A 25,676-nucleotide genomic window follows, 5' to 3' on the forward strand; every position below is an offset into this window, starting at 1 on the left:
GGGCTGGTGGCGGCCTTCCCCCTTCTGTTTTTGTGACCCGGCCTGTATTCAACGAAGGAGCGCATTTTGCTGCAGTTCTTATGCGCCGATTCTGCAAGTGAGACCGTTTCATGCACGAGATCCGCGCGAAGCTAATGACCGTCGACGGAAGCATCTGCTGAAGTTGTCCTAGCGACTATGATCAGGCGGTTCCTTACTTCGATGCAGAATTTCGTCTCAGAGATTGTCTACCTTGCGTAATAGCGGAGGAAGAACAGCGAGCTAAACACCCGCCACCGGGATGGTGCAGGGCGCCTGCCGTGCAGTGGCATCTGAACGGCTGCCCGAGGCTTGCAGACTTTGCGATGAGGCATCTGTCGCTTTGGGCGAAGTCAAACCGCAATGTTCGCGATCACCGACGGTCATCTATGATTCGACACATCGTATTCTTCACCGCAAAAGATTAGGCGCATGTCGACAAAATAGTCGACGGCCTTTCCGTACTCGCCAAAATCCCGCACGCACGCCGGCTTGAGGTCGCTCGCAACCGCAAGAGTGACCGGCCTGTCAACGAAATTGACGTGATCGTCTACGGTGAATTCGACGACGATGTCGAACTGGTAGCCTATAAAGCGCACGAGCTTTACCAGGAGTCGATCCGGCAGGTAAGACCGCTCCCAGAGCTACGTCTCGCGGCCGATTACAGCATGTCAACAGATGCGGAGCCATTTGGCAGGCCCTACCCGCGGGCGTAATTAACCTGGCCGGCACGTAGCGGTTTTTGGGTGCCCACGAGGCACGCCTTCGCCGGACGGGATTACAATCGGCCATGTATCGCTGAGCGACAGACTAATGCATGTATTGGAACTGCAGTGGATTGAGCCCGTCACAGCCATGCGACGCATCGCGCATCGGAGGCACCTCACGTTCCTGGATAGCGCATCGAGACACGCGGTGCTCGGGCAGTACTCGTATGTGACGTGCGATCCCTTCATCACTTACATAATCGCGGACGGGAGAGGTATTTGCAACGGAGAGTCCATTGTGGGCGATCCGTGGGCGGCACTTCGCGCTCTGCTAGCCAACTATCCGCAAATACATCGCGCCCATCTCCCGGCATTCCAGGGCGGCGCCGCCGGCTTTTTTGGCTACGAGCTGAACAGGACGCTGGAGCGATTGCCGGTGCCGACCATCGGGGGGCATCGCTTGCCTCAGGCACTCCTACATCTTTACGACGTCGTGATAAGCTTCGATCATCGCCATGATAGATGCTGGATCCTTTCTACCGGGTGGCCGGAGCAGGATCCAGTTCGCCGCCGTGAGAGAGCTCGCCAAAGAGCCGAAGGATTTGTTGGGCTGCTTACAGTCTCAGCCCTCCTCCTGATTTTAAACCAGGCGAGGCCGGCTCATGGCATTCAAACTTCAGTCGCCAGGGATACATCGCGGCGGTACAGCGTGTGATTGATCTCATTCTGTCGGGTGACGCCTTCCAGGTCAACATTGCGCAGCGCTTCAGCGCTCGCCTGGCGAACTCGTTCGATCCGATAGCCTTCTATTGTCAGCTGCGGAAAATGAATCCGGCTCCCTTTGCCGCCCTTCTTCGGTATGGCAAGCTCACCATTGCATCGAGCTCGCCCGAGCGTTTCCTAAAGTTTGACGGGCGACAGGTCGAAACGCGACCTATCGAGGGGACGGTGGCGCGTTCTGCTGATTGCGAGGAAGACCGGCGTCGCGCTGAGACGCTGGTACATTCGGAGAAAGACCGCGCCGAGAACACCATGATCCTCGACCTCCTGCGCAATGATCTCTCGCGCGTTTGCACGCCTGAATCAGTCCACGTCCCGTCCTTATGCAATCTCGAGTCCTATGCCTCACTGCACCATCTCGTGTCCGTCGTTACGGGTGAGCTAGCACACGGAGAGGATGCCGTAGGCCTACTTAGGGCCTGCTTTCCCGGCGGCTCAGTTACCGGAGCTCCCCAAGGTACGCTCGATGGAAATTATCTTGGATATCGAGCGTGTGGCGCGAGAGGTGTATTGCGGGGCCATAGGCTACATAGGATTCAATGGACATATGGATGTAAATATTGCCATTCGCACCGTAACGATCGGCGACGGCCTGGCCGTCTTCCATGCAGGCCGGGATAACAGCAATGTCCGATCCGGCCGCCGATTATGAGGAGAGCCTTGCAAAGGCAGAGCGCATTTTTCGCGCATTCATTGCTGAAGACGCCGGTGCATCTTGATTGTCATTATCGACAACTACGACTCTTTCGTCTTCAACATTGCGCGATATTTTCGCAAGCTTGGTGCAGCAACACGTGTCGTCCGGAACGACGCGATGGACGTGAGCGAACTTGCTGACCTTAGGCCGCGCGCGGTTGTCATCTCCCCCGGTCCGTGCACTCCAATTGAGGCTGGAATATCGATAGCCGTCGTTCGTGAACTTTCGGGTCAGGTGCCAATTCTCGGGATTTGTCTCGGACACCGGTGCATTGGGACCGTGTTCGGCGCACGCGTAACGCGCGCCCGTCGTCCTATGCACGGACGGTCCTCGTATGTCACACATGAAGGCGGCGGGCTTTTCAAAGAACTACCGTCTCCACTTCGTGTGGGGCGCTACCATTCGCTTATCGTCGAATTGGATCCTTCATCTGCCCGTCACCTGACGGTGACAGCACGCTCGGATGATGGAACTCATGGCCCTCGCCCATTGCGATCAACCAACATATGGCGTGCAGTTCCATCCAGAGTCGATACTCACCCCACAAGGGGACGTACTGTTCGCAAACTTCCTACGCGCTTGAACCTTAGAAGGGCCAAGCGAGCGCGAGCTTACTCACAGGCAAAATGGCTGTTCTGTTCCCGCACATCGGCGATACAATTCCGGTCAAGAACCGCACAGGAGCTGCGGCTCACCCTGGTTTTGCGCGGTGTGAACAAGTCGCCGCGGTAATCTCTCTTGCCTCCGTTGACCTGGCGATCTCGGGCATTCTTGATTCATCGAAAGCTCGCAATCCAAATGCCGCAGCGGCGCCGTCCTTACGATCTCCTTCGGCTCCCCAGTGGGGTATGCCCAGCGCGCCGTCAGGGATCGCAATCTCTGTGCAAACCTCTCTCGTCCGCTGCACCAGTTTCTCGGCCTCAGCTTGCTCCCAAGCATCCTCGCTTGATTGCCGCCGCAGCCTGCCGAGAATTTTATAGCTGTCGTGATTGGCAAGCTTGGCTTGATAGCTGCCTGGCGTGTGGAACTCCACTTCGAAGCGATAAGAGTCCGCCGTGGTGAGCACTGTCTTGATGCCGACGAAAGTCGGACTGCGCATTCTGAACCAGTTGGTTGTCTGGCGTTCGGTGTAGTCCCGCTCCTCGAAGGCCAGCATGGCTTTCTTGAAGGCACGTGTAAAATCCTTGTCAGGAATTTCTAAGACGTGGCGTACCGCGTTGCTGAAGAGCTGTGGGGCGCTGCTGGGTGGGATGCTCATGCCGGTGAGCTGATCTGTCATGGAGGCATGCGATTTCAAGCGGCGCTCCAGATGGGGCATCTTCACCTCGATGCCGGCTTGCGCAAGGATTCCGGCAACCTCGCGTGCCGCTGCGGTGATTTTCCTCTCTTCGGCTATAGCTCGGCCAGCCTCATTTTGAGCGCGTTCTGAGGCCTGCTCGCGGGTCAGCGTGATCATGTCAGCATCGTCAGCGGCTGGCCGGAGGCCGGACGGTTTGCGCAAAATGCCCTGCTCCGCAGCGAGTTTGATCGAGGTCTCCATGATTGAAGCCGCCAGAGTGGGGTTGTCCCTCAGATCCTCCAAGGTCGCATCGACATCAAACCTTCCGCGGGCGAGGGTCGCCGCCACGCCCTTGACGTAGGGCACGGACTTCAAGCCCGGCGTCTCGTAGAGGAGCCGCTGAAGATGACTGCTCTTCTGGAAAAAGAGGTTGGCGCCAGTATCGGATTTATAGGCGTCGGTGCCGACCTTGATGCCGAGGCTCAGCAAGTTGTTTGCGCTTTTTACGAGGTCGTCCGCATTGTAACCATCCGGGCGGGGATCGATGCGAGCAGGATAGTGGTCGAGTAAAAGCTGGATGCGGTCTCGTGGCTGAGGCGTTGCCGGATAGGTCTCCGCCAGATCCGGGAAAAGGTTGCAGAGCCTTGCGCTGAGGCTCGGGTTTGCGGCGTTCGAGCTTTCGATTATTTCGGGCAGGGGTTGCTCATTCGGCTTCACTGCCCATGCCGCTAGGTTGTCGACGAGCAACTCGGCCATTTCGCGAGCAACCAGATGTTTGGCGACCTCAATCTCGCTCCTCGCTCTCGCAAACGTGTTCTGGATATCTTGGCTACTCACCTCTTCCTGGCCCAACAGCTGACGGATCTCTCGCCTGAGCTCGTGGTGAACGCCCTCATAGGTGCCAAAGACAGCACGCTCGGCAAACCAGCGTTGTGCTTCATGGGATTGAGCCAGAAAGTTTCGCTGCAGGCAGCTATAGGTTCCCAGGACATCCTGCGTGGCGGCGAGGATCTGGCGGGCGCGACCGAACTGGTAATTGTCGCCCTCAAGCGCCGGGGTATGCGACTTTGGCGGCTTCAGCGACGGAAGTCCGAGAGCTTGCTCCTTGCGATCGAACTGGCGCACATGCTCATAAAGCTGCGGCCGGTCGCCGACGATGACGACGGTGTCCCCGTCGAAGTCTCCGTCAAGTTTTTTCTGTTCACCGATCGGGACGGCAACCAACGAGCCCGGAGCGAACACCTCGGTAGCCTGCAGGATGCCGACGCACTCGAGCGGCGTGTCCACCTTGGCGCGGTCCTTGCTCGAGGTCCAGCTCGAATGGCATTTGACGTCCTCGGCAGACAACACCAGCCCACGGTCGGCGTAGCCGGCCGGCCACATCTTATCCGGCACAACCATCAGAATGCCTTTGGCAAAAAAAGTCGGATCGTCGCCCGCCAGTTCCTTCCCCGACTTCTGCGCGACATTGAAGCTGTATTGGATGGCTGTGCAGTTTTCGAGGAACACAGCGGTCGGGTCCCCCTCAACGGCCGACTTGACTCGCTCGGCGGCAAACGGGCGCAGATTGGGCTTGTCGTAGGGCGAGCGCCCGATCAGCACGCCGCTCGCCCCCATCAACGTCTCGCTCTTGAGCGTCGGCACATGGAGACAGTCATCGCTGGACGGTACGGCAACCGCGCCGGGACCGTCGATGTGTCCGGCCGTCACGGTGCGAAACAACTCTTCAGACGTCAACTCTCGCCCTTGTCTGCTCTCGAGCCAGGTTTTGGCCTTCTCCCGCGCCTCATCGGTCACCGGCTCGCTTCGGGGATAGTGTTGCAGCGCCGATGCGGGAACGGACATTCTTCTTCCCTCAGCAAAGGCAGGCACCCGATCAGGACCTTCCTGTCGGCGGGCGCGATTTACAGCTGGCATACGGTTGGCCAGCGAGGCCTTGATAAAACCGCAACCATCATGCGGCCGCAAGGCGATCGGGCCTTCTGGCCCAGTCAGCTTGAAGGGATGCTCCTCGCTGGCAGGACGGTCCGGCAGCAGCGACAGTTTGAAGGCGCCCTCCAGCGCGTAGTCCCGAGGACCTAGGTCCTTGATTGCCGGCGGCGCGGCAAAACCCCTGCGCTGAGTGTAATAGTATGCCTCTTTGAAAGGGGCCCAGGCACGTGACAGCTGCTCGAACGCTGTGCCCGGCGCCGTTTCGGCATACGGAATCGCCAGCAGCTTTCCCCCGGAGGACTCTGCCCTCGCCACACCTGGAAGGCGGCCGGCGATCTGCGACACGGGCTTTTTGGGCGGCTTTAACTTGCTTCCGCCGAACAGGTCCATGCGGTATGGCACACCCTGGACGGTGATCGTACGCGCCAGCATGAACGCGCTCGGCTTTCCTGGCAGCTGGACCGCGACGACGGGCAAAACCCCCGAGGTCAGGCGATGAAAAATCGAATAGCGTGTCTCGGGCTCCGTGGCCACTGGCCGGCCCTGCATGTCCACCACTGACAACTGCATAAGTCCCGCGTCACCCTGCGGAGGTCTGGGCTCGTGGGCCATGGTTCGCAACACCTGATGGACGTCGAACACGGACGCTGGATGTTGGGCCTGGACCGTCGCCGCATTCTGCGCCAAGAACGTGTCCAGCGCATCGACCGGACTCTCCGCCGCGATCTCCGCCATCAGGTTCCAGCTCATGTTGGAAAGATCGCCTTCGACGAGGCCGCCCGTTTTGTCCAAAATCTCCTTAGTCTTGCGCTGCAGCTCTTCCTGCCTCACCCGCAAATCGGACTTCTTGCCTTCGACATAGGGCCGGCGGAACAATGCCGCGAAAACCGCACGGGCCTTGAGCGTTTGATAGATCGACAAGGCGGGGCAACGGCTCGAGTACGGCCCTCGGGCTCGCTCGGCATCGCTTGCTTTGAGATGCCCCTCGATCTTGTGCTCGACGATCGGTTGAATGTCGTTCAGCAAGTTTAAAGCCCGCCTCCGGTGCCAGCGCAGGTGCGGGCTGCGCGCCAGCGGCAGGAGAGCGACGCAGAGAGTACCCATGGTTTCGAGGTCGTTCTCAGCGGCAAAGCCAGGGGCACGATGCAGTTCCGTCAGCCGGTCTAACCCCGTGGGTGCGAGCAAACCGAGATCGTCAAACAATTGAGCCTTAGCCAGCGCTTTGAAAATCATGGCGATGTTCAGAACCTGGGTCTGCTCCAGGCGATCACTGGCATAGTGAAGGTAGTGGGCCATACCGTGCAGCCGATTCTTCAGCAGAGCGGTCTCTATGATCTCTCCAGTGCCCTCTCCCCTCGTGACACCTCGCCCGAGAGCATTGGCTATCATGCTGAGCTGAGTTGTGGTGAACGCTCCGAATCGGAGGTCTCCCGAGCCGAGTTTGCCCGCTATGTCGATTATCGCCCCATGGCACACCGCCTCTTCCGGCCACTTGCTAAAGCCGTTCACCAGGATCGCCAGTTCCCGCGGAGTAAAATCAGAGAGCCGGTTGTCACGGCGAGAGACCTCGTTGGCAATCGCGACTGTGGCTTGGCGAGCGTCCTGCTCTTGCAGCCACTTGCTGAAACCGTTCACCAGGTTCGCTAGACCCTGCGGAGTGAAATCAGACAGCCGGTCGGCGCGAAGGACCTCATGGGCGATTACAACGGTGGCCTGACGTGAGTTCTCCTCTTGTGGGTACTTGCTAAAGCCGTTCACCAGATTCGCCAGGTGCTGAGAGGTAAAATCGGAGAGCCGGTCGGCGCGGCGAAGCACCTCACCGGCGATCACAGCGGTGGCGTGACGTGAGTTCTCCTCTTGTGGCCACTTGCTGAAACCGTTCACCAGGTTCGCCAGACCCTGCGGATCAAACCCAGAAAGCCGGTCGGCGCGGCGACAGACCTCACCGGCGATCGCCAGCGTGGCTTCGCCACAGCCCGTCTCGTCAGGCCACTTGCTGAAACCGTTCACCAGGTTCGCCAGACCCTGCGGATCAAACCCAGATAGCCGGTCGGCGCGGCGACAGACCTCACCGGCGATCGACAGCGTGGCGTCGCCACAGCCCGTCACATCAGGCCACCTGCTGAAACCGTTCACCAGGTTCGCCAGACCCTGCGGATCAAACCCAGACAGCCGGTCGGCGCGGCGACGGACCTCGTCGGCTATTTCAATTATAGCGCTGCAGCAGTCTGTCCTTTCCGGCCACCTGCTGAAGCCGTTCACCAAGCTCGACAAGTGCCGGGGAGTAAAACTGGAGAGCCGGTCCGCTCGGCCAGCGCGGCGACGAACCTCGTTGGCGATTGCAAGTATAGCGTCGTTGCACTTCACCCCCTCGGGCCACCTGCTGAAGCCGTTCACGAGGTTCGACAAGTGCTGGGGAGTAAAATTGGAGAGCCGGTCGCCGCGGTGATGGACGACCTCGTCGGCGATTTGAACTATAGCGTCTCGGCAGCCCTGCGGCCACTTGCTGAAGCCGTTTACCAAGTTCGCCAACGCCTGTGGATCAAAATCAGAGAGCCCGACATCGCGGCGGCCCGCGCGGTAACGGACCTCGACGGCGATTTGAACTATAGCATCTCGACAGTCCTGCGGCCACTTGCTGAAGCCGTTCACCAGGTTCGCCAACGCCTGTGGATCAAAATCAGCGAACCAGACATCGCGGCGACCCGCGCGGCGACGGACCTCGACGGCGATTGCCCTCATTGCACCGCGACACTCCGCCTCTTCCGGCCACTTGCTCAAACCGTTCACCACGGTAGCCAAGTTCTGCGGACTAAAGTCAGAGAGCCAGACATCGCGGCGGCCCGCGCGGTGACGGACCTCGCTGGCAATTGCCCTTATAGCACCGTGACACTCCGCGTCTTCCGGCCACTTGCTCAAACCGTTCACCACGATAGCCAGGCTCTGCGGACCAAAATCAGAGAGCCCGGGAGCGCGGCGGCGAATCTCAGCGGCAACTGCTATTGTGGCCTCACGAGAGTTCTCCTGTTCCGGGCACTTGCTGAAGCCGTTGACCAGCAGGGCGAGACTTTGAGCGTTGAGCTCCGAAAGTGCTCCGCGTTGCTCACGAAAAAATCTGGCGATTCGGATCATTCCATTGCGACATTCCGCCACCCCGGGATATCGACTGAACGACAATACGAATAGGGAAAGCGTTTTGCTTTCGACGTCGTTTAGCGCATTGCCGAGGCTCGACACCTGAGCTGCCATGGCCCTGCAAGCTTCCACGCCTGCCTGACCTCCAGCCTCCCGGCTCATCGTGTTGCATGAGGTGGCGTACCCCCATGTATTCCGGGCGCGGATATCTTGTTCCCATCTTGGGACAAATTCGCGTTTGAACTCGGAAGCGGCCTTTTGCAGGAATGTTGCGTGGTCCGCTCGACCCTGCAGCTTCCTGTCATACTCCACCACAGCGCATGAGAATTTAGTGATGTCGCCAGCGAAGGAAATGTCATGTAAAGCGTTATTAAGTAGTTCCGAGTATCCACGCTTGAAGCTCTGTTCGGCTACATGGACGAAACGCCGCCTTCCCGGTCCTGCACCCGGGTCGGTCTCCGTTTGCCTATGGGGTGGCACCGTGTCTGGTTGCCAGCTTCTGGATCCTTTATTGCCGAGCCAGGGTTTGCCATCAGAACCTAAAGAAGTTTCTTCTCGACCTGGCGCTCCACCCTCCGGCAATGGGGGAAAACCGCACCGTCGCGCAGTGGCTTCACGTGGCGCAGCACCCAGGATCCGATGTGCGCCAACGGAGGGTCCGGAAGATCTGTCGCCAAGGGCATCATCGGCACCGCGCGCAATGCGAGCGAAGGACGTCCTTCTATCTTGAGGCCCAGAGTGCATCCGCTCGACGGAATCGAACGATTGGCTGCCTTCCCCAGGGGCAAGACTTGATTCCGGGTTCGCCGCCTTCGCCAGTCCCTGCGCCTCGGACAACTTCATCTTGAGCCGGACTGTTTTCTCGTGCACTTCGTGCACATGCGCAGGCGTGAGCAGGCCGCGTCGACCAGGCTCTTCCAGCGGGTCCAGACAGGCCTGCATCTCGGCGGGCTGCGTCTGCAGGCGCTCGACCACGATGCCCACTACGTGATCGGCGTCCTCGGGCTTCATCTGGCGCGCTTGCGAGACGGTCCTTTGCTGACCAGCCAGATCGAACTGCAATAGTTCGTCCGACCGCTTGACCAGTGGCGCCAACGCCTCCGTCGATGCCGGGGCCTGCCAGACCGCCGAGTGTGCCGCCGCCGACGACGCACTCGCATGCGCCTCCTTGGCGCTCACAAGCTTCTTTGTACCTAGATCCGAGCGCACGAGAACCTTGTCCGCTGGCGCGGTGTCGCTGTCGCCCGCGGCGACTTGCGGCTCGGGCCGCCCGGCCGAACTCGCGGCATCAGCAGCCGGCTTGCGGTTGCCTTTCCCCTCCCTGCGCGCAGCGGTGCCTTTGGCCGCCGCTGCCTTGCCGGCAGTGTCGGCCGGTACCGTAGCGCCAGCGTCGGCCGGGGATGCAATGATGGCTGACGTTTTCAGCTGCAGTGCCAGGAAGTGCATGACCTCGTGCGCAGTGATCCGTGCGTCGTCTACGATCTGGCCCAACAGTTCGAATGGGAGGCTGGCACCTGTTCGGTTATCGCTTAGCTTGGCAAGGATGTCGTCGTGCAACGCCAACGCAAATTCCGAAAGCCGTTCCATGACTCCTTCCAGAACGGTGCAGTGCTCTGCGTCGAGTGCCGCTCCGTCGTTGTGCAGAACGGCTTCCTCCGTCGAGAGGAATGCCGGATAAACATCCTGGACAAAGGTCCCGAGCAGATGCACCCCCCCGTTCTCACCCATGAGGGCGTCCCTCACGGCCGGTTCAAACGTGCTCGCCTGAGACTCAATCATAAGCTGCATGAGCGCAATCCGCGATTGCAGACGCATGTACCGCGCATGAAGTACCAAGCCGGTATTCAGGCGTAGTGCGGCCTCTTCGGGCTTCCGCATCTCGGGCGTCGTGCTTGGCAAGTTGGCGGCGGCCTCGCAGACGGACACCATCCGTTCCGAGCGCAACAGCTTCTTTCCCCACCACTCCACGCAAGCCGCATGCTCCTTCGCCACACTGGAAGCCACTCGGCTCAGCTGGTCGGGGGTAGCGTTGGATTCGAAAATCCGCTGCAACAGGTCTGCCGAATTCTTTCTGCGGTCTTGCAAGGCGGCGATAGTCGATGAGGCCAGTGCGTTGCATTGGTGGGCCGCATCGAGCACGGCATAGCGGTATCGACGGACCTCAGCGTCCGACAGAATGCTCCGCGCCACGGCCGGGCGCAGCCTCGCGTAGTACTCCAGAACTGCCGAACCTGCTTTGATGAACCGATCGCTCAGCTCTTGCGCCTCCTCCGAGTTCTGGGCGTGCATGGCCGCATTACGGCAAGCGTCAAGTTCCTCAACCAGGCGATCCATGTGCCGCCTTGTTGCGTTGATTTCTTCCTCTGACGAGGAAATGGAGACTGCCACACCCGAAGTTGGCGGCTGGCTGGTGACCGGCGTCGTGTCTCCACCCTCCGACACTGAGGGAAAGCCGCGCCGCCGTGCAGTGGCTGCACGTGGCGCAGCGGCTGCCCGTGCCGCAGCGCCTAGGATTCGATCTGGGCCAACGGAGGGACCGGAAGACCTGTCGCCAAGGGCATCGTCGGCACCGCGCGCCATGCTAGCGGAGGGCGTCCCTCTATCTTGGGGCCCAGAGCGCATCCGCTCCACGACGGAATCGAACGATTGACTGCCTTCCCCAGGGGCTAGGCTTGAGTGCGAGCGTGAACTGCTCGATCCGGCTCCAGCATCCCCAATGCGCGATCTGCCAGATCGGCCAATGCCCGTCATATTCCATCTCTGATAAAAGGGGAGAATCGCTGCTTATGATGTTGCGGGCTGATGTCGCTCGACCATGGTGCATCAAGCCTTTGGCCCATAAGTGCAATCGCCCAGATGGCGCATGGCATGAGGTCTGAGGAACCTGCGGCATGTTTTCGTCAACCGTCATGGTCAGCCCGGACCCGAGACGGCGCGGCCTACTCCTGGCCAAAGTACACGCCAGCAGCCCAAGATCGGCCGAGACTGGCACGCGATCGCATCACGCCGCACTCGCTATCCTCAGTTTTTCAGAGACAGAGTGGAGGTTTGATTGCGCGCTGCCATTCACCGGGGCCGTTCTTCGTCCACCTACGCGAAGATGAATTGTCGGTAGAACCACTCCGGCCAAATGCATCCGGGCAAACATGTTCGCGAATCTTTGGCTTCCTACATCCGTTTGCCCGGTGGCTCCCGACTGATTCGCTTCGTCAGCTTCGCCGCTGTAGAGGACATCGAACGAGGCACCAATTCGACCATACATGATGATTCGCAGCTCCTGCGTTTGCATTGGGTTCAGGCTGATGAGGCGCGGCAGGCCTAGATACACCGCCTGGCTGACGATTGGCTGACGAAGGCGTTCTCCCGGACCGATAAAGAAAATCCGAGACCTGGCTCAAGCGTTAATGAATCGGGCTGCGGCCTACACCGGCCGGCGAAGGCCGCAGGTCAGGCCGCCTGGGCCTGCGATCAGGCGCTGTCACCTTATCTAAGGAGCGGGAGCTGGCTTGGACGAAGAGATTACGGAAGGTTGAGAATATCGAGACGAAGCGCTGCAGGCTTCCCCGGCGAACGGAAGCCCTGCATCGTCCGCTCCCGCTTTCGCAGCGGCACATGGCAATTCTCGGCCCTATTGTTGAAGCCCCTGTGCGCGGTGCTCGGCATCCGGCATGACCTGCCGTTTCGTCGCTCAATAGGACCGCAGTGTGATTTTTCATGGAATAAGGACCCTGCTTGAGGGGTCGTTTTCATCCAAACGGGCCCCCCCTTAACGCAAGGGCGTGACACTGCTTCCGGTTTCATCGGAGGCATTTGTTTTGGATGTTGGTTGTGAAGCCGATTGCAAAGATGCGCCGGCTTTCGCTGGTTCAATCGATCAAGCAGATCTGCCGGGAATTGAAGGTCTCTCGGGAGGTGGTCCGCAAGGTCCCTGCGTTCGGGGCAAACGGAGTTCCGCTACGTGCGCAAGCATCAGCCGTTGCCTCGGCTGGGTGCATGGCGCGATGAGCTTGAGCGGCTTTTGGCGACCAATGCGACGAAGCCGTCGCCGGAACGGCTGACGCTGATCCGGATTTCTATCTTGTCGAGCCGGTGGCCTGCACGCCGGCGTCGGGCTGGGAGAAGGGCCAGGTCGAGAACCAGGTCGGGCTGTGCGCGAGCGCTTCTTCACGCCGAGGCTCCGCTTCAAAAACCTGGAGGAACTCAACGCCTGGCTGCTCGACCATGCATCGCTGTGCGGGAAGGCCTCGCGAAGCCTGAACTTGTCCAGCGCGCGCAGCGACGACAGCCGGTGGATCGATTGATGACACTCGTTCGCCGGCATTGCCATTTCCGATCCGGACCTCAGTCTGCGGGCGATCGCGGCACAGCTCGAGACAATGCGGGAGCGGACGCCGGGCGGCGGCTGGCAATGGGCGGCCTCGTCGGTCGAGCATCTGCTCGATCACGCGGCGCGTCTCGGTTTGACGGTGCACGAACCCGCTGACGGCTGAAAGCGGGCATCCGCCGCCGTTCTCCTGCCCTCCCGTTTCGTCCTGGTGTGACAAATAAGGAGAAATTCTACTCTCCCTCTGGCGTAACGTCGGAGCCTGCCCACAAGCGCGGAAGACCGGCGTTGTGATTCCTGATGTTCAAAGCCTTCCTTGCAGCGCGGGGAAGTTCTCTATCGCGTGCTTGACGGCGGCATCGCCTTGGAGACTGCTGACGTCGATCCGTCCCTCTTCCAAGAGAGCATCAAGGAACGACATCTCGCCGCGATCATGTTCGAACAAGGGCGCCAGTCGTTCTTGCCATTCGGCCAGCACGAGCTCGCGCCAGGCTTCCGGGCGGCCGTCCTTGTCGAACATGTCGCTCTTCACGACGGTTAGCAATTTTCCGCGGAGTTCGTTGGCGTCGTAGCTATATCCGTCCAGCGAGGCCGTCCGCCAGTTCAGGTCCCGTGTGGCCGCCCCGATCGCGAGCGTAGCGAGCTTGACCTGTTTCCAATCCAGCCCGCGGACGTGCAGCAGGCGCCATGCGTCGTAGAGATCGCGCAATGCGCAGCGCGCGGCCATCGCGACGCTTTGTCCGGCTGCGATCTCGCGCAGATCCACGACTGGGATTTTCTTCGCGGTGTAGCCGCCCAGAGGAACGGAATTCATTAGCGACGTCCCGAAGAACGGCGTGCGGTACATGTAGTTGACGTCGACCTCGATCGTGCCGGGCCGCCGATGGGCCGTCCCAGCCGTTGCCCAGCGGTGTGCACGGAAATCGGCGTTGCTCAGTCGCGAAAGAAGTCACTGACAGGCACGCCGCAGCGAGATCGACGGCCGGCCGCTAAGCGCATCCGCGACCTGGCCAGACGACCTTTTGGGGTATCCCGCTTAGAGGCGGCGCGCCATTGAGAGGTGGTGCCGCAAACGGGGCAGAGCGGTCCACGCGAAGCTGACGAGACGCGTGCCGTCCCCGGTCGCTGCATAGGAGGAAAAGAGCGCGACCGCCTTCCGATGGCCGGAAATCATGAGGGTTCCCCCTGGTTCGACAGCTTTGAGCCGGAACGGCGCTCCGGTTACTCCGAAGCTGCGGAATTTGCACACGCTGGCACCGCGATCGCAAGTGTGCTTGCCACGATGGCGATGGCAAGAGTGGATTCCTGAAGCGTTTTCACGGGCATCCTCTCTCGGACTTGTGAATTCATTGACTTCGCCCACTCATGCGGCGAGGGGAGCGATCAGAAGCTCAACTGGGGCGATCACAAGGGATTGAGACAACGGAGCTACCTCACTTGGCCGAGGCTCCCAATGCTGGCGCCAATAAACGGAAGCCCCGGCTTGGCGCGCGCCGCTCCCTTCAGTCTCGGACGTCTGCGGAGTCCACTCCCTCAGGGGAGAGTAGGCCAAAATACAACCATAGTCGCAGTACAGAACAGAGAGCGGCGGCACAGAGCGCCGGCCGACTGCTGCGGCCCGACTGCGGCGGGGTTTCTCCTCCTTTACCCCGCCGCGCCCGAAATCAGATCTGCTGCAAACGGCATCCTCTTCTTTTCTCGCGCAATCAAGGAACAGAATTGACAATTCAAATCGGCGTCAATGGCCACTCCATGTTCGCCTCCGGGGCGTACCGCCAGATCAATGACGAGGACGTCTTCAAGACGCTCGCCGCACATAAACTCAAGCGATACCGCCTGACCATTCCTCTGGCGGCTGACACTGATCCATGGGCAGCGACGCGCTTCACCTCGATCGTGGGCCTTGCCGCCAACTATGGCGTCACTCTTGAACCTGTTCTGGCGCTTCCGCTAATGTGGGGCGACAAGACCGATGCCGGCAAGTATCCTGCCGGCGACGCTGCTGCGATCTACTCCCAGGGCTACAATCGGACCCTGGCGTTTGTTCGCCAGTTCGCATCTTCGGTCGGCGACTGGGAACTTGGTAACGAGATCAATCTGACCGTCCGTGATGCCAACGGCTCTCCGTTGTTCGGCAAGGGATGGACCTCTGCCGAGTTCGCTGCATATCCGTCGATGGTCGACTTCGCCAATCTCTTGCGGGGAATGTCGGACGCGATCGAGCAGGTACGCCGCGACACCGGCAGAAACCTTCGGCGCATCGTCGGCACCACATCGACGATGTTCGGCTACATCGACTTCATGAAGGCGAATGGCGTCAAGGTCGATGTGCTCGGCTATCACTATTATGAGCATGCCGGCGTGAACCCGACGAACTACTGGGGCGGAGTTCGTCCCAATTTCAACCTGTTCACAAAGCTGTCGAGCTACGGCGTTCCAGTCGCCATCAATGAGATGAACGGCGCCGAGATCTACGACTCAACGTTCGTCAACACCTCGACGTCGGCGTCGATGTCGGCCTGCAACTCAAACCTGGATGCGATGCTGGCGAGGTTCTCTCAGTATTCGTTCATCGAGTGGATTGATCTCTACGAGCTGATCGACGAGCCGGACAAGACTGGTCCCGATGGTCGGTTCGGGCTGATGTTCAATCTGTCGACCCCGAAGCCGCTCATGTCGACGGTTGACAAGTATACGGGTGGACCCCAATAGGCCCCACCCGCACCAGCACCGACACCAGCTCCCGTATCGCCTCCGGCGCCGACCTATCCGTGTCCTACCGATGCTCCTGCGTACGGGGCATCGGTCATTTCGTTTTCCTGTCGATCACCCTCATCGCTTCAGCAACCTCAATGACCGCAACCGCGCATCCGGCATCGGCCTGTTCAATGCCGGTCGCCAGCTTGGCTGGTCTCATGGGAGCAACCCTGCTCCACAGATCGATCGACGATACCCGACCTGTCGACTTGGAAGCTCGCGGTTCAGAGCGGAACGCTCATTGATCAACGCTCTTTGGCCTGTGAGCGACCAATCCGTCCTTCACGCGCTCCGCGAATGTCTCCCCAGACTTCGCTTGTTCAGCAAAGGCCACAATGCTTGCTTCCGTTTCGGCGATCTGGGTCTTCATTGTTCGGGGCGCGCGGACCATCCGCCGCCATGCGCCTGATGCGGTCGATTTCTTCGACTGTCTGAGCCTGCACCTCATCGGATAGAACGTCAGGGGGCGGCAATGCGCAGAGCTTCTCGAACTGATCGCTTTCGCTCTGGAGCACGATCGACGAGTAGTCGGAAAATACGATGAGGGAATCGACCATCTCGTCGGTCTCGTCTAGGATCAAAACTCACGCACCCGGCGAGCCTTTGGATCATATTCTGTGGCGGCCGCCGACGAGGATTCTGATTCGACATCCAGGCTATGATCCAATGAAGATGATACAGGCTTAGCTCGCTGTTCCGGTGTCGTTCGAGAAGGCCGTTCGATAAAGCTCCTCAATCTTCGCGACTTCGTCTGGCGTTAATTGGGAGAATTCGTTGTCACGGGCGCGCTTTGAGAGTCGCCCTTCATTCTGTTGCAAGAATAAGAGATTGTTGAGGGTGCGCTCCGGCAAGTCCATCATATTTTCGACGCCCGCTCGGAATGTATCGAAGCTCCGCAAGAACCGGATTTCCTTCGGAAGATCCTGTTCGATGGTCCTCTGCACGCATTCGTACAGAAACTCCGCGTGCGGCGTTGCATCAAAAAATCGGTAAACGTCAGCCCTATCATTCAGGACCTTGACGTTGCCCTGTGGAGTAGGCTGCCATTGGACGCATGGAAGCAATCTACTCGAAGCTTTCTAATACGTCCTTGTATTCGGCGGTTTTGTCTTAGGACGGCGGCTGAAAACCGGAAAGTGGATGCCGGCGGATTGAATCCATCGTGCCAGGTGAGGCCATTGCCGTCCTCGAATGGATGGATGTAGACGAACCCGAAGGCCAGCACGGCGGCAGCCACGGCGGGGTCAAGCTTAATTGACGAGGCCTGGTCGAACGCGATCAATCCGTGGACGAGGGAGGCGATATCTTCGTGATGGCGCGCTGATATGGTCCGGAATGGGTCTCTGCGTCTCGTGGTCATGCTCACCGATGAAACCGCCTTCCTGCCGAAAGCCGAGCTTCACGAAACGCTCATCCACCGATGACAATGCGGTGCAGGCGCAAGAACACCGTCTCATCGAGCGGCGTCCATCCTGCTTCGCCGATGACCTTATCCCACCGCTGGATAAGATCCTGCGGCGGCTCTCGCCTTCGATGACGCAGCTCGATTTTGACTCCTTGAGGAGAAGGTTTAATTGCGCGGGCCCGCCGCAACGCCCTGGCCAGGGGGCCTGGCTCGGAACGCCGGCGCGCCCGTCAGGAGGCGCAGCCGGCCCTCGGGACGCACGGCGGCCTCCAGAATGGCGCACATTTCCGCTTCCGCGCTGCGATTGTGCTACGCCGGCGGATTTTCCCCTCGTAGGCAGCACCATTCTCAAGCGCGATCGGGCTGCACGACCGGGTCCACGAAGGTGATGTGCAACGTGATCGGCCCTCTGGAACCGTCGAGCAACACGCGAAGCCTGCTGCGCGTAGCACCGAACCCGAGAACGACTCCTTGCTTGCCGCTCAGACGCGGTCCAGCCGCTTCGCAAACGACTACACGTTCACCTACGGTCCAGTCGTGGAGCGTACTTTCACTGGCACATGTCACTTTGAGTGTCCCAGGACTTTACCCGTCCCAACTCCAACCACGCCGAAAGAGACACGCGAGTTAACGATCGCACATCGGGTCCCTCCGTTTCCGACACGCCTCGAAATGCTGCAAGACTCGCATAATTGCGGCCCGAGGCCTAGTCGAATGTTAGAGCTCTGCCTGGCGGTTCAGGGCCGGACTGGATCCACCAGTTGGAGTACGAACCTCCCGAAGCTGGTCTACTTTGAATTGGAGGATCCTTTTTGCAGTGGCGTTTATCCATTGGTCTAGGAGGGGCCTAACGGGCGTGTGGCGCGGGAACTGGACCGGCTGATGATCGAGCGCGGCAAGCCCAGGATGGTGGTCAGCGATAACGGCAGCGAACTCACCAGCAACGCCATCCTGGTGTGGGCCGACCAAAGCCGTGTCGAATGGCACGACATCGCGCCGGGCAAACCCATGCAGAACGCCTTCGGCTGTGGGATGAGCTGTTGAACGAGACGTTGTTCACGTCACTGGCACAAGCCCGCGTCACACTTGGAAGTTGGCGGGCCGATTACAACGACACAAGACCACACTCGCAGCTCGGATGGAGAACCCCGTCCGAGTTCGCGATGACCTGCCACCCGCGCCGGGATCTGGCGCTGCGCTATGCCGAAGGCTCCGCGCCAGCTCCCGTCGCTACCACCACCCAACCGGGCAAATCCAACGGCACGGCCGAACTCAGGATTGGATAAAACCTGGGGGCAAGGTCAGGCGCTCTCAGGGCAATGAGCGTTCTGTCCACCGTCGCGACGATATCCGCGACCGTGCTGTGGTCGGCATCGCGGTGGTGCTGTTCACGACGCATGACCATTCGGAGGTTACGCCACGTTCTCCGATGCCGCGATCGGACTGACAGTCTTACGCTGCTGAGCATGGACAGGAGGACTTCATCTTAATAAAACTGGGAGTCTAATACTTCTGCGGCGGGTCCACAATTGTGACGCTTCGCTCTGACGAGAATATTGTGTGATTTGAATCCACGGCTACGATGTCGCGGTATTTTGTTATCGACCAATATGGACCGTACGGGCTGCCTTCGCAATAATGGACGGGATCTTCCCTTCGCAGCCGCTCGAAACAAGTCCAAACGGTATCACCTTCAAAACGCTTGGGCTCGCTTACATCAAGACGGCTCAGCGGGATGTCAGCCTCCTCGCAAACGTTCTCTGCCGATAAGGCTGTCATGATTGTCTCGCGGACATTGGCGTGAAATTTTGAAAGATCGGCTCATGCGCTATTTTGCACTCGCATGGAAGCTCGGTCGAAACACAGCGAGCTGGGCCCTACAGTAACAATGCGTGACGGATGTCATGGCTCGGCTTCGCGAGAGCTCTCTGAAATTATCTTACGGCCGAAGTTACTTGGGAACTTGGTTCGGCCCCCGTCGATAAAGAAAAGTGGAAAGGCGAGCGAAGCTCCCCTATCAAGATTGGGGAGGCGCGCGAACTCGCTTTGTGGTAGTCAACATCAGGACGCAAGCACTCGCCGCGATGGCACCCAGCGGCACGCCCGGTTGCCACTCGACTACTTATATTACGCGAGCAGATGGCACCCTAATCACGGTAGGGACTAAGAAGAGAGCGCGGTGTGCCAAGGACACTCGTTTTCCTTCACTCGCGAGCGGGCTTTCTTAGAATGAATGAACAGGAGACCAAACCGGCGATCGTGCGCGAGCCGGACGAAGAGTAAACTAACCTGGGCGTCACAACTGGCACTAAAGTATCCTCCATGCGCTGGAATAGAAGAGAATTGGCACAGCTGGAAAAGCTCTGGGCCGCGGGACAGAGTGCCGCGCAGATCGCGCGTCATCTCGAGTGCAGTCGCAACGCAGTTTGCGGCAGGCTAGCTCGGTTGGGCCTCACTCGAGGTCACAAGCCACCAACAGCAAAACCCAAGATTAGACCCGCCCCGAAGCGAGGGCCGACGGCGATGGCGGCTGGTCGCGACTTCGTCGGAAAGAAGCTGTCGCAAAAGGCGCTAGATAGCCAGCCTCAGGAAATGAGCAAGCGGCAGCTTTACGCGATGCTAGCTGAGGCAGTCAGGAATACCGCGTAGAGCTATCAGGCGCGCCGCGATCTCCCGGGCCTATGCGCCGGATGGTCCATTCGGACGATTTGCTTGTTGGTTTGCGCGCTTTGTGGCTATGGGACGAACAGTGGCGTCGAGTAGACTGTTTCGCGGCGGAGGCTCGATCGTAGGTCAATTCATTCAATCTCAAGAGGCTGGATGCTCTGAATTAGAAGAAGAATGCGTTCTGGTTCTTGAGCCTCGGTTTCGGCTATGCATCTTCGGGGAAGCGCCCGACGTCCTGGTTTGCGCCGGTGTTTGGAACTTTCTGCACACGCCTGCCCGACGAAATACACGAGCTCGGGTGAAGCCGCTTGACCGTGAGCCTGTCCGGATGGAACCTCCGACAGGTACCGCCCCGGCGTCGGTGACAAGCTCAGCCTTGGAGCAACTTCACGGACCGCCGAGCTCTCGAGATATTGTCCGACCTCAGTCGAAGAAATAGACCCCTGCAGTGCCCAGGCACAAGACGACCACCACCCACCATAGGTGCCTTGACGATCTGTGCAAAACCGGTGGCAAGTCTGAAACGGCTGTTCAATTGCATCGATCACTTCTCGCTCGCCTACCCGGTCATTACTTTTTCCATACCAACTCGAGAACAGACTCACGCCAACAGCCGTGGCGCCGCGCGACACCGACGATCCGCGCATTGGTGAAGTCGACTACGTACCGGGATGTCCCCGAGCCGGCGCAGGATCCTTGGGTGGATGGGGAATACGCCAGGCAGAAGTCAACTACCAAACCTGGTCAGTTGCTGAAGATTGCGAGGCGACGTATCAATTTTGATCGATGAACCTCTCACGAGTCAGGTCGTGGAGCAGTTCCAGCTCTAGCAGCGTCAACCCCCGGTGGATGTCTCGTTGGCGAACGTCGGAGATTCGCGAAGCGGAGTTGAATCTGGGGCCCCGCCGTGGCCGTGTTGATTCGAGTATCTCGCCTGCAGCAGTTGTTCTCTGTCTTCGAGAGGAACGGCTTGCTATCCCACACCGCGTTTCGTCAGCAGATCGGCCGTCACGCAAGCTTCCAATTGTCTAGCGACATTCCGGATACTATCGGCAAAAAGGAATGCAAAAGACTTCGCTTGCGACCACAAACTTCGTAAACATAGGATAACAATCGTTGCAGACCTCGGTCCTGGAAAAGTATTGCGATGCTCGCCTTCCTTGGTACACCATTTATCCAACTGTAGCCCAGTTCTCCACGGTGGTCGGCGCCGAAGCCTGCGAGAAATGGCTGCAGCGCCTGCCGGTTAATGAGTCCGTGTCGCTCTATTTCCACGTTCCGTTCTGTCGATCGATTTGCTGGTATTGCGGCTTCGCTCGAAGCATCACTCGCCGGGATTCACCCATCCTAGAATATTTGGCGGTTCTTCGTAAGGAGATCGAGTTGGTCGGGGCGCAGGTGCCGCAACGGCTGCCTGTGAGCGACGTGCACTTCGGCGGTGGAACGCCGACCCTCATCGAGCCCGCGCAGTTCGGGGCGCTGATGGAACTTCTGCGCCGCCGCTTTGCGGTTTCGAAAACGGCCGCCATCGCTGTTGAGATCGACCCGCGCACGTTCACGCTCGCCACATCCGAAGCGTTAGCGGCTGCCGGCGTGAACCGCGCGAGCCTGGGCGTCCAGAGCTTCGATCCAATTGTTCAAAAGGCCATTAACCGCGTTCAGAGTGAGGCACAAACAGAGCGCGCTGTCGAAATGCTGCGGCAGCATGGAGTAATCCGCATCAACTTCGACCTCATCTACGGTCTGCCAAATCAGACGGTGCAGTCCTGCGTTCAGACCGCGACTACGGCGGTGGCCATGCGACCAGACCGGCTTGCGGTATTTGGCTACGCGCACGTTCCTTCCTTTAAGAAGAATCAGCGCCTGATCGACGAGGCAACGCTGCCAGACAGCCCTGCCCGTGCAGAACAGGCCGCGGCGATGGCCAATACACTGATTGCTGCGGGCTACCGCCAAATCGGACTCGACCATTTCGCCTTGCCGGACGATGAGCTCACGCTGGCGCAGAAAGCCGGTCGCCTGCGGCGGAACTCACTGGGTTACTCGGCCGACACCCGCCATAAAGTCATCGGCTTTGGCCCGTCGGCCATCGGCCGCCTTGGCGACGGTTACGTCCAGAACGAAGTTGAAGCGGGTTCTTACAGCGACCAAATCAATGCCCGCCGTCTGGCGACGGCAAAGGGCTACTGTCTCAGCCTCGAAGACCGCGTCCGGGCCGCAATCATCGAGCGGCTGATGTGCGATTTCGAAGTCGACGTGCCGGCAATTTGCATTACTCATGGATTTGACCCGGTCCCTTTCCTCGGTTCACCCGAACGCTTGGCAATGCTCGCCGAGGATGGGATCGTGGAGGTGGAAAAGGGATTCATCCGCGTGAGGCAGGAGCATCGTTTTCTAACTCGCGCTGTGGCCGCCGCATTCGATGCTTATCTTGGCGCGCCGCTCTGCTAAGACCAGCCAAGGAGCGCTGATCGTATGAATGCATCACCTTCGGTTATGCGCTCAGAAGCCCGGGTAACGATTTTCGCTCACCTGGTGCACTCACGTACAGCGCCAAATTCGTAAACGACGCCGTGCGCAGCTGCGCGACGAGAGCCGACCCGGCCCTACCGCGAAGACGGCTAGGCGAGTTGCTGCCGGGAATTGGACGCCCCCGACTGCAACGCAGTCCGCTCAAGCGGCGTGACCGACAAAGTTCATCACATCACCACCATTGCCCGTGTGGCCGCGGACCTCGACCAGGACGACGACTGGCTGCGGGAGGCCGCCAACAAAATGGCGATCGAGGACGGCTTCATCTGGGTCTAGCGCGCCGGAGAAGATGAGATCTAGGCGTTCAGCGACTTCGGTATCGAAAACCTGATCAAGCTCGTCCGGATGTACGAGGATATTTCGACCTCCTCAAGCGCTGGCAGCTCGGGATACCGCAATCAGCCTGCGGTCTACGCTGGATACGAACTCCCAGCAAAGAGGAGCGCTTCGTGGTGATGCACGACGGATCCTATTGATGTGCATGGTCGCCGCTCGACCGGGATCGCTACGGACCGCTGCGTGCAATCCAGAGCAGCAGCTGGCGACGCGATGAGCTAGACCAAAGAGCACAAAAGGACCAGCGCCGGCGCGACACGGCGCCAACGATAATCGAGCACCACAGTTAGAACCGGATCCCGCGGGATCGAAACAAGTTTCCGTAAGAGCCTCGCGCAACCGAAATCGAAGCGACCTTCCCGAATAGCACCACTCGATGCTGCCATACCGGAGTTCGTCCCTGACGCCGGGACGGTCTCGCGCCGAGCGGCACGATACCTACGATTCGCACAGCGAGGCCGACGTCCCGCGCCCGGTCAACCTACCAAACCTAGCAATTGATGGAGATGACGGACACATGCCAGTCAGTGCCGGTGAAACTCGCTCGGGCCACATCAAGGACGAAGTCGCGATGCGATATAGATTCGGTAAATCCAATCGAGCTGATGGATGTTCTGTCTGGTCCCGCAGCTATCAAAACGCCTCCAATCGCGCTCTCCATCTTCCCATGAGAGCCAATCAAGGCCTCGTGCCGGCCTCAGCGAGCTTACGGGCGTCAAAAGATGTTAGCCCCTTCTGCCCGCCTGTGCTTCATCGCATGGACCGAGCTGCGGGCGTTTCTAGGGTCCGGCGTGTTCTTATGCGAGCTCAGCTACTGGCGCGGCTCTCTGTTGAAGAACATCCTCGTGGCAGCGGATTTGTCGCGAGAATCCCTGGGCTCCGTGCGCTGGCCGCCAATCTCTTGGCAGCGAACGTCACGTCGAGCAGGCCACTCTCCGTCTCGACACGGTGCGGCAGATGCTTGCACTCGATTAGCGATCGGGCGGCTGGGTTGCGCCGCGCTGGGTACCACCCCGTTGGCCAAGCTGCGCCAGCATTGGTGATAGCACGGAAGGCTGAGCGGGTCTCGTTGGCATAGAGATGCGCCCTGGCCTCAAGCGTCACCTACATCGCCTTGAGCACTAGGATCGCGAACCGGTCTAGGCCGTCAGGTGGACGTGCACCTTATTCAAATCGACGGACGTGGAAATCACGATGCATTGTTGCGGTATAGCGCCAGTATCCATGCGGGCATACTCGGCTGGCGCAGTTGCTTTCATCTCTCGACCAAGTGCGAAGCCAAGAGGGCGTATTCTCCTTTCCCTGATAGCTAGTCTCGCCTGCAGTTCGGCGGAGGCAGAACTTCGTGATATCTCTGGCGCTAGAAGTCACAGCCCCGATGAGCTCGCCGAGGCAAGACTCCAAACAATCTCGAATCCGGCTGTAACCTTCCGAAGCGGCAGGCCCAAAGGAGCAGCGCGCCTTTCTGGGAACTTGCTGCCAAAAGCGACTAGGTCTACCACAACGCGCGACAGTGCGGAGGTCACCGCCAAGAGCAGAAGTCAAAAGCAGATTGACCCATTCGCAAAATTCGAGAAGCTCCGCGAAAAAGGTGCGGCGTTCACTGGTCCTGGTCCTGCGGACACCGTAGATCAGGATACAGCTTCTGTCAGATCCGAGCTTTCGGATCTCGGGATTGGATTCGCTGGCTGGACCCTAAACACGTTTATCAACAATCAACTCGATAATGCGGCCAGAAGCACCATCGCCAATCAACAATATGTCGGCCAGAATCCGACATTTAGTACGGTCAACTCTATGATCGTGACCTATGACCTCGCTCGGTTTGGAATTCCCGACGGTCAGATCGTCGTGGGAGCCGAGCATCAATATTGGACATGGAAGAGCGCCGGGCCAGACCGACTGGGAATCAATGCAGTTTCCTACTATCAAACGTTGTTCGAAAGGAAGATCGAACTCAAAGTGGGTTACCTCAGGAACCAACATGAGTTTGCGGGTGCCGGAGAAAAAGTTTTTGGACCCTCGTCGAAGATGCTGTTCCAAGCAGGCATGAGCAACAATTGGGCGCCAACGCCGGCTCTTAATCTGAAGTACAATTTTGACGATCGCTTATATAACAAGCTCTCAATCCAGCGCTCGCTTAGTCCAGCCGGTCAATATACGCATGTAAGCGAAAATCCCACTGGCTTGAACTGGAGCACGCGCGACGCGGGCATTCTTTTACTTGATGAAGTTTGCTATAAGAACAAGCCTACTCCCGGGGTACCCGAGACTTGGCTGCGGGCTGGCGCGGGCTTTAACAACAGCAGCTACACGGACCTACAGCATCCGACGCAACCGACAGCCAAGGCGAACAGCGTCTACTATGTAGCTGCGGATAGGCAATTCTGGCAGTCTGCCGTCCATGGCTCGGCATCTCGCGGAATCTATGGCGGGTTCTCTGTAATGTACGCTCCGCCTGACCTAAATAGGGCTAGCCAGTACTACGAGCTTCGCCTGTATGCGAAGGGCCTGTTTGACAGCCGGCCCACTGATCAGATGAGTCTTGTTGTCAACAACACCATCTGGAGCCATTTCGCGGTGGACGCTGTATTGGCGAAAGAGCAGCTGGCGCACCGGGACAGCACAGCAATTTCGGGACTGTATACGGCGCATCTCGCGCCCGGGATATATACAACCGTAGGACTGACGTACATCAATCACCCGACAAGCATTACCTACACGCCGCAAACAGGACACGCCCTGAATATATTGGTATCTACGTCGGTATTCTTCTAGGCTCTCAGGACTGCGCGTAGCGTCATGTAGTCGATATCCCACTCGCCCTTTTCAACGGTGTGGGCTACCCATCACGGCGATTTTGGTATCCGCTGTGCGCCTGACGCGAAGCCGGGTACCGCGTAAATTGAGCCGTGATATCCAACGTAGCATGCTGTTGGGAATGGTAGGTTAGAGCCTTTGCTGCTTCGGTCTACGAGCGATAGGCCGACGTCGTACTTGCGCAAGAGCTCCTCCGGCCGCGGAATGATCTCCCATGCCCATTTGTTCAATCGAGTGCTGAGCTTGCGGCAGCGACATTGCTTTCGGATGATTGCTGGTGCAGCTCG

11 protein-coding genes and 6 pseudogenes are annotated in these 25,676 nt (G+C 59.2%); 10 read left to right on the forward strand and 7 right to left on the reverse strand.

The window, feature by feature from the left end:
- The first annotated feature begins 461 nt into the window (after nucleotides 1-461).
- The 3 genes and pseudogenes from IVB07_RS30885 to IVB07_RS30895 all read left to right on the forward strand — a co-directional run bounded on the left by IVB07_RS30885 (nucleotide 462) and on the right by IVB07_RS30895 (nucleotide 2,785).
- Nucleotides 462-734, forward strand: coding sequence for a Dabb family protein (locus IVB07_RS30885; protein ID WP_256470086.1), 273 nt, complete (start codon nucleotides 462-464; stop codon nucleotides 732-734).
- 97 nt (nucleotides 735-831) lie between these two features.
- Nucleotides 832-2,224: pseudogene (pabB, locus tag IVB07_RS30890) on the forward strand (aminodeoxychorismate synthase component I).
- A pseudogene (locus tag IVB07_RS30895) lies at nucleotides 2,221-2,785 on the forward strand (aminodeoxychorismate/anthranilate synthase component II). The pseudogenes pabB and IVB07_RS30895 overlap by 4 nt, the downstream one beginning before the upstream one ends.
- Before the next feature lie 108 nt (nucleotides 2,786-2,893).
- Here the strand turns inward: IVB07_RS30895 and xopAD are convergent.
- Nucleotides 2,894-11,299 (reverse strand): XopAD/skwp family type III secretion system effector, encoded by an 8,406-nt coding sequence (gene xopAD, locus IVB07_RS30900; RefSeq protein WP_346659443.1) that lies wholly within the window; start codon nucleotides 11,297-11,299, stop codon nucleotides 2,894-2,896.
- Nucleotides 11,300-12,057: 758 nt separating this feature from the next.
- Nucleotides 12,058-12,251, reverse strand: a pseudogene (locus IVB07_RS30905) (DDE-type integrase/transposase/recombinase); the annotation flags it as partial.
- A gap of 116 nt (nucleotides 12,252-12,367) precedes the next feature.
- Here IVB07_RS30905 and IVB07_RS30910 point away from each other — a divergent pair.
- Nucleotides 12,368-12,762, forward strand: a pseudogene (locus IVB07_RS30910) (IS21 family transposase); the annotation flags it as partial.
- A 414-nt stretch (nucleotides 12,763-13,176) separates the two neighbouring features.
- On the opposite strand, the gene IVB07_RS30920 reads toward IVB07_RS30910, so the two are convergent.
- Nucleotides 13,177-13,719, reverse strand: coding sequence for a hypothetical protein (locus IVB07_RS30920; protein WP_247368989.1), 543 nt, complete (start codon nucleotides 13,717-13,719; stop codon nucleotides 13,177-13,179).
- A 590-nt stretch (nucleotides 13,720-14,309) separates the two neighbouring features.
- Here IVB07_RS30920 and IVB07_RS30925 point away from each other — a divergent pair.
- Nucleotides 14,310-15,584 carry a hypothetical protein gene (locus IVB07_RS30925; RefSeq protein WP_247368992.1) on the forward strand — a complete coding sequence of 425 codons (1,275 nt, stop codon included), beginning with the start codon at nucleotides 14,310-14,312 and terminating at the stop codon, nucleotides 15,582-15,584.
- Nucleotides 15,585-15,949: 365 nt separating this feature from the next.
- Here the strand turns inward: IVB07_RS30925 and IVB07_RS30930 are convergent, their stop codons facing one another.
- From IVB07_RS30930 to IVB07_RS30945, 4 genes and pseudogenes are all read right to left on the reverse strand, one after another.
- Complete coding sequence (locus tag IVB07_RS30930; protein ID WP_247295538.1) at nucleotides 15,950-16,186, reverse strand: hypothetical protein; 237 nt, start codon at nucleotides 16,184-16,186, stop codon at nucleotides 15,950-15,952.
- A gap of 126 nt (nucleotides 16,187-16,312) precedes the next feature.
- Nucleotides 16,313-16,573 (reverse strand): hypothetical protein, encoded by a 261-nt coding sequence (locus IVB07_RS30935; protein WP_247541867.1) that lies wholly within the window; start codon nucleotides 16,571-16,573, stop codon nucleotides 16,313-16,315.
- A 65-nt stretch (nucleotides 16,574-16,638) separates the two neighbouring features.
- Nucleotides 16,639-16,989 (reverse strand): Fic family protein, encoded by a 351-nt coding sequence (locus tag IVB07_RS30940; protein ID WP_245288556.1) that lies wholly within the window; start codon nucleotides 16,987-16,989, stop codon nucleotides 16,639-16,641.
- 273 nt (nucleotides 16,990-17,262) lie between these two features.
- A pseudogene (locus tag IVB07_RS30945) lies at nucleotides 17,263-17,349 on the reverse strand (plasmid stabilization protein); the annotation flags it as partial.
- A gap of 540 nt (nucleotides 17,350-17,889) precedes the next feature.
- Between IVB07_RS30945 and IVB07_RS30950 the strand changes: the two are divergent.
- The 5 genes and pseudogenes from IVB07_RS30950 to IVB07_RS30965 all read left to right on the forward strand — a co-directional run.
- Nucleotides 17,890-18,320 (forward strand): annotated as a pseudogene (locus tag IVB07_RS30950) (integrase core domain-containing protein); the annotation flags it as partial.
- A 1,036-nt stretch (nucleotides 18,321-19,356) separates the two neighbouring features.
- Entirely contained in the window at nucleotides 19,357-19,683 is a 327-nt protein-coding gene (locus IVB07_RS30955) for a GcrA family cell cycle regulator (protein ID WP_247338739.1), read from the forward strand.
- Between the two features lie 1,134 nt (nucleotides 19,684-20,817).
- Nucleotides 20,818-22,152, forward strand: coding sequence for an oxygen-independent coproporphyrinogen III oxidase (hemN, locus tag IVB07_RS30960; RefSeq protein WP_247368996.1), 1,335 nt, complete (start codon nucleotides 20,818-20,820; stop codon nucleotides 22,150-22,152).
- Nucleotides 22,153-22,383: 231 nt separating this feature from the next.
- Nucleotides 22,384-22,509: a hypothetical protein gene (locus IVB07_RS40490; RefSeq protein WP_256374451.1), complete on the forward strand. Its 126-nt coding sequence runs from the start codon at nucleotides 22,384-22,386 to the stop codon at nucleotides 22,507-22,509.
- 1,533 nt (nucleotides 22,510-24,042) lie between these two features.
- Entirely contained in the window at nucleotides 24,043-25,347 is a 1,305-nt protein-coding gene (locus IVB07_RS30965; RefSeq protein WP_247766829.1) for a carbohydrate porin, read from the forward strand.
- Nucleotides 25,348-25,676: the final 329 nt, after the last annotated feature.

Origin of the sequence: Bradyrhizobium sp. 172 (genome assembly GCF_023101065.1) — a bacterium.
Taxonomy (GTDB): domain Bacteria; phylum Pseudomonadota; class Alphaproteobacteria; order Rhizobiales; family Xanthobacteraceae; genus Bradyrhizobium; species Bradyrhizobium canariense_D.

Coding starts and splice junctions, on each gene's coding strand:
- IVB07_RS30920 (WP_247368989.1), bottom strand. CDS start 13,719: ATGTACCGCACGCCGTTCTTCGGGACGTCGCTAATGAATTCCGTTCCT.
- IVB07_RS30955 (WP_247338739.1), top strand. CDS start 19,357: ATGCGCTGGAATAGAAGAGAATTGGCACAGCTGGAAAAGCTCTGGGCC.
- IVB07_RS30930 (WP_247295538.1), bottom strand. CDS start 16,186: ATGGTCGATTCCCTCATCGTATTTTCCGACTACTCGTCGATCGTGCTC.
- IVB07_RS30940 (WP_245288556.1), bottom strand. CDS start 16,989: ATGACCACGAGACGCAGAGACCCATTCCGGACCATATCAGCGCGCCAT.
- xopAD (WP_346659443.1), bottom strand. CDS start 11,299: ATGACGGGCATTGGCCGATCTGGCAGATCGCGCATTGGGGATGCTGGA.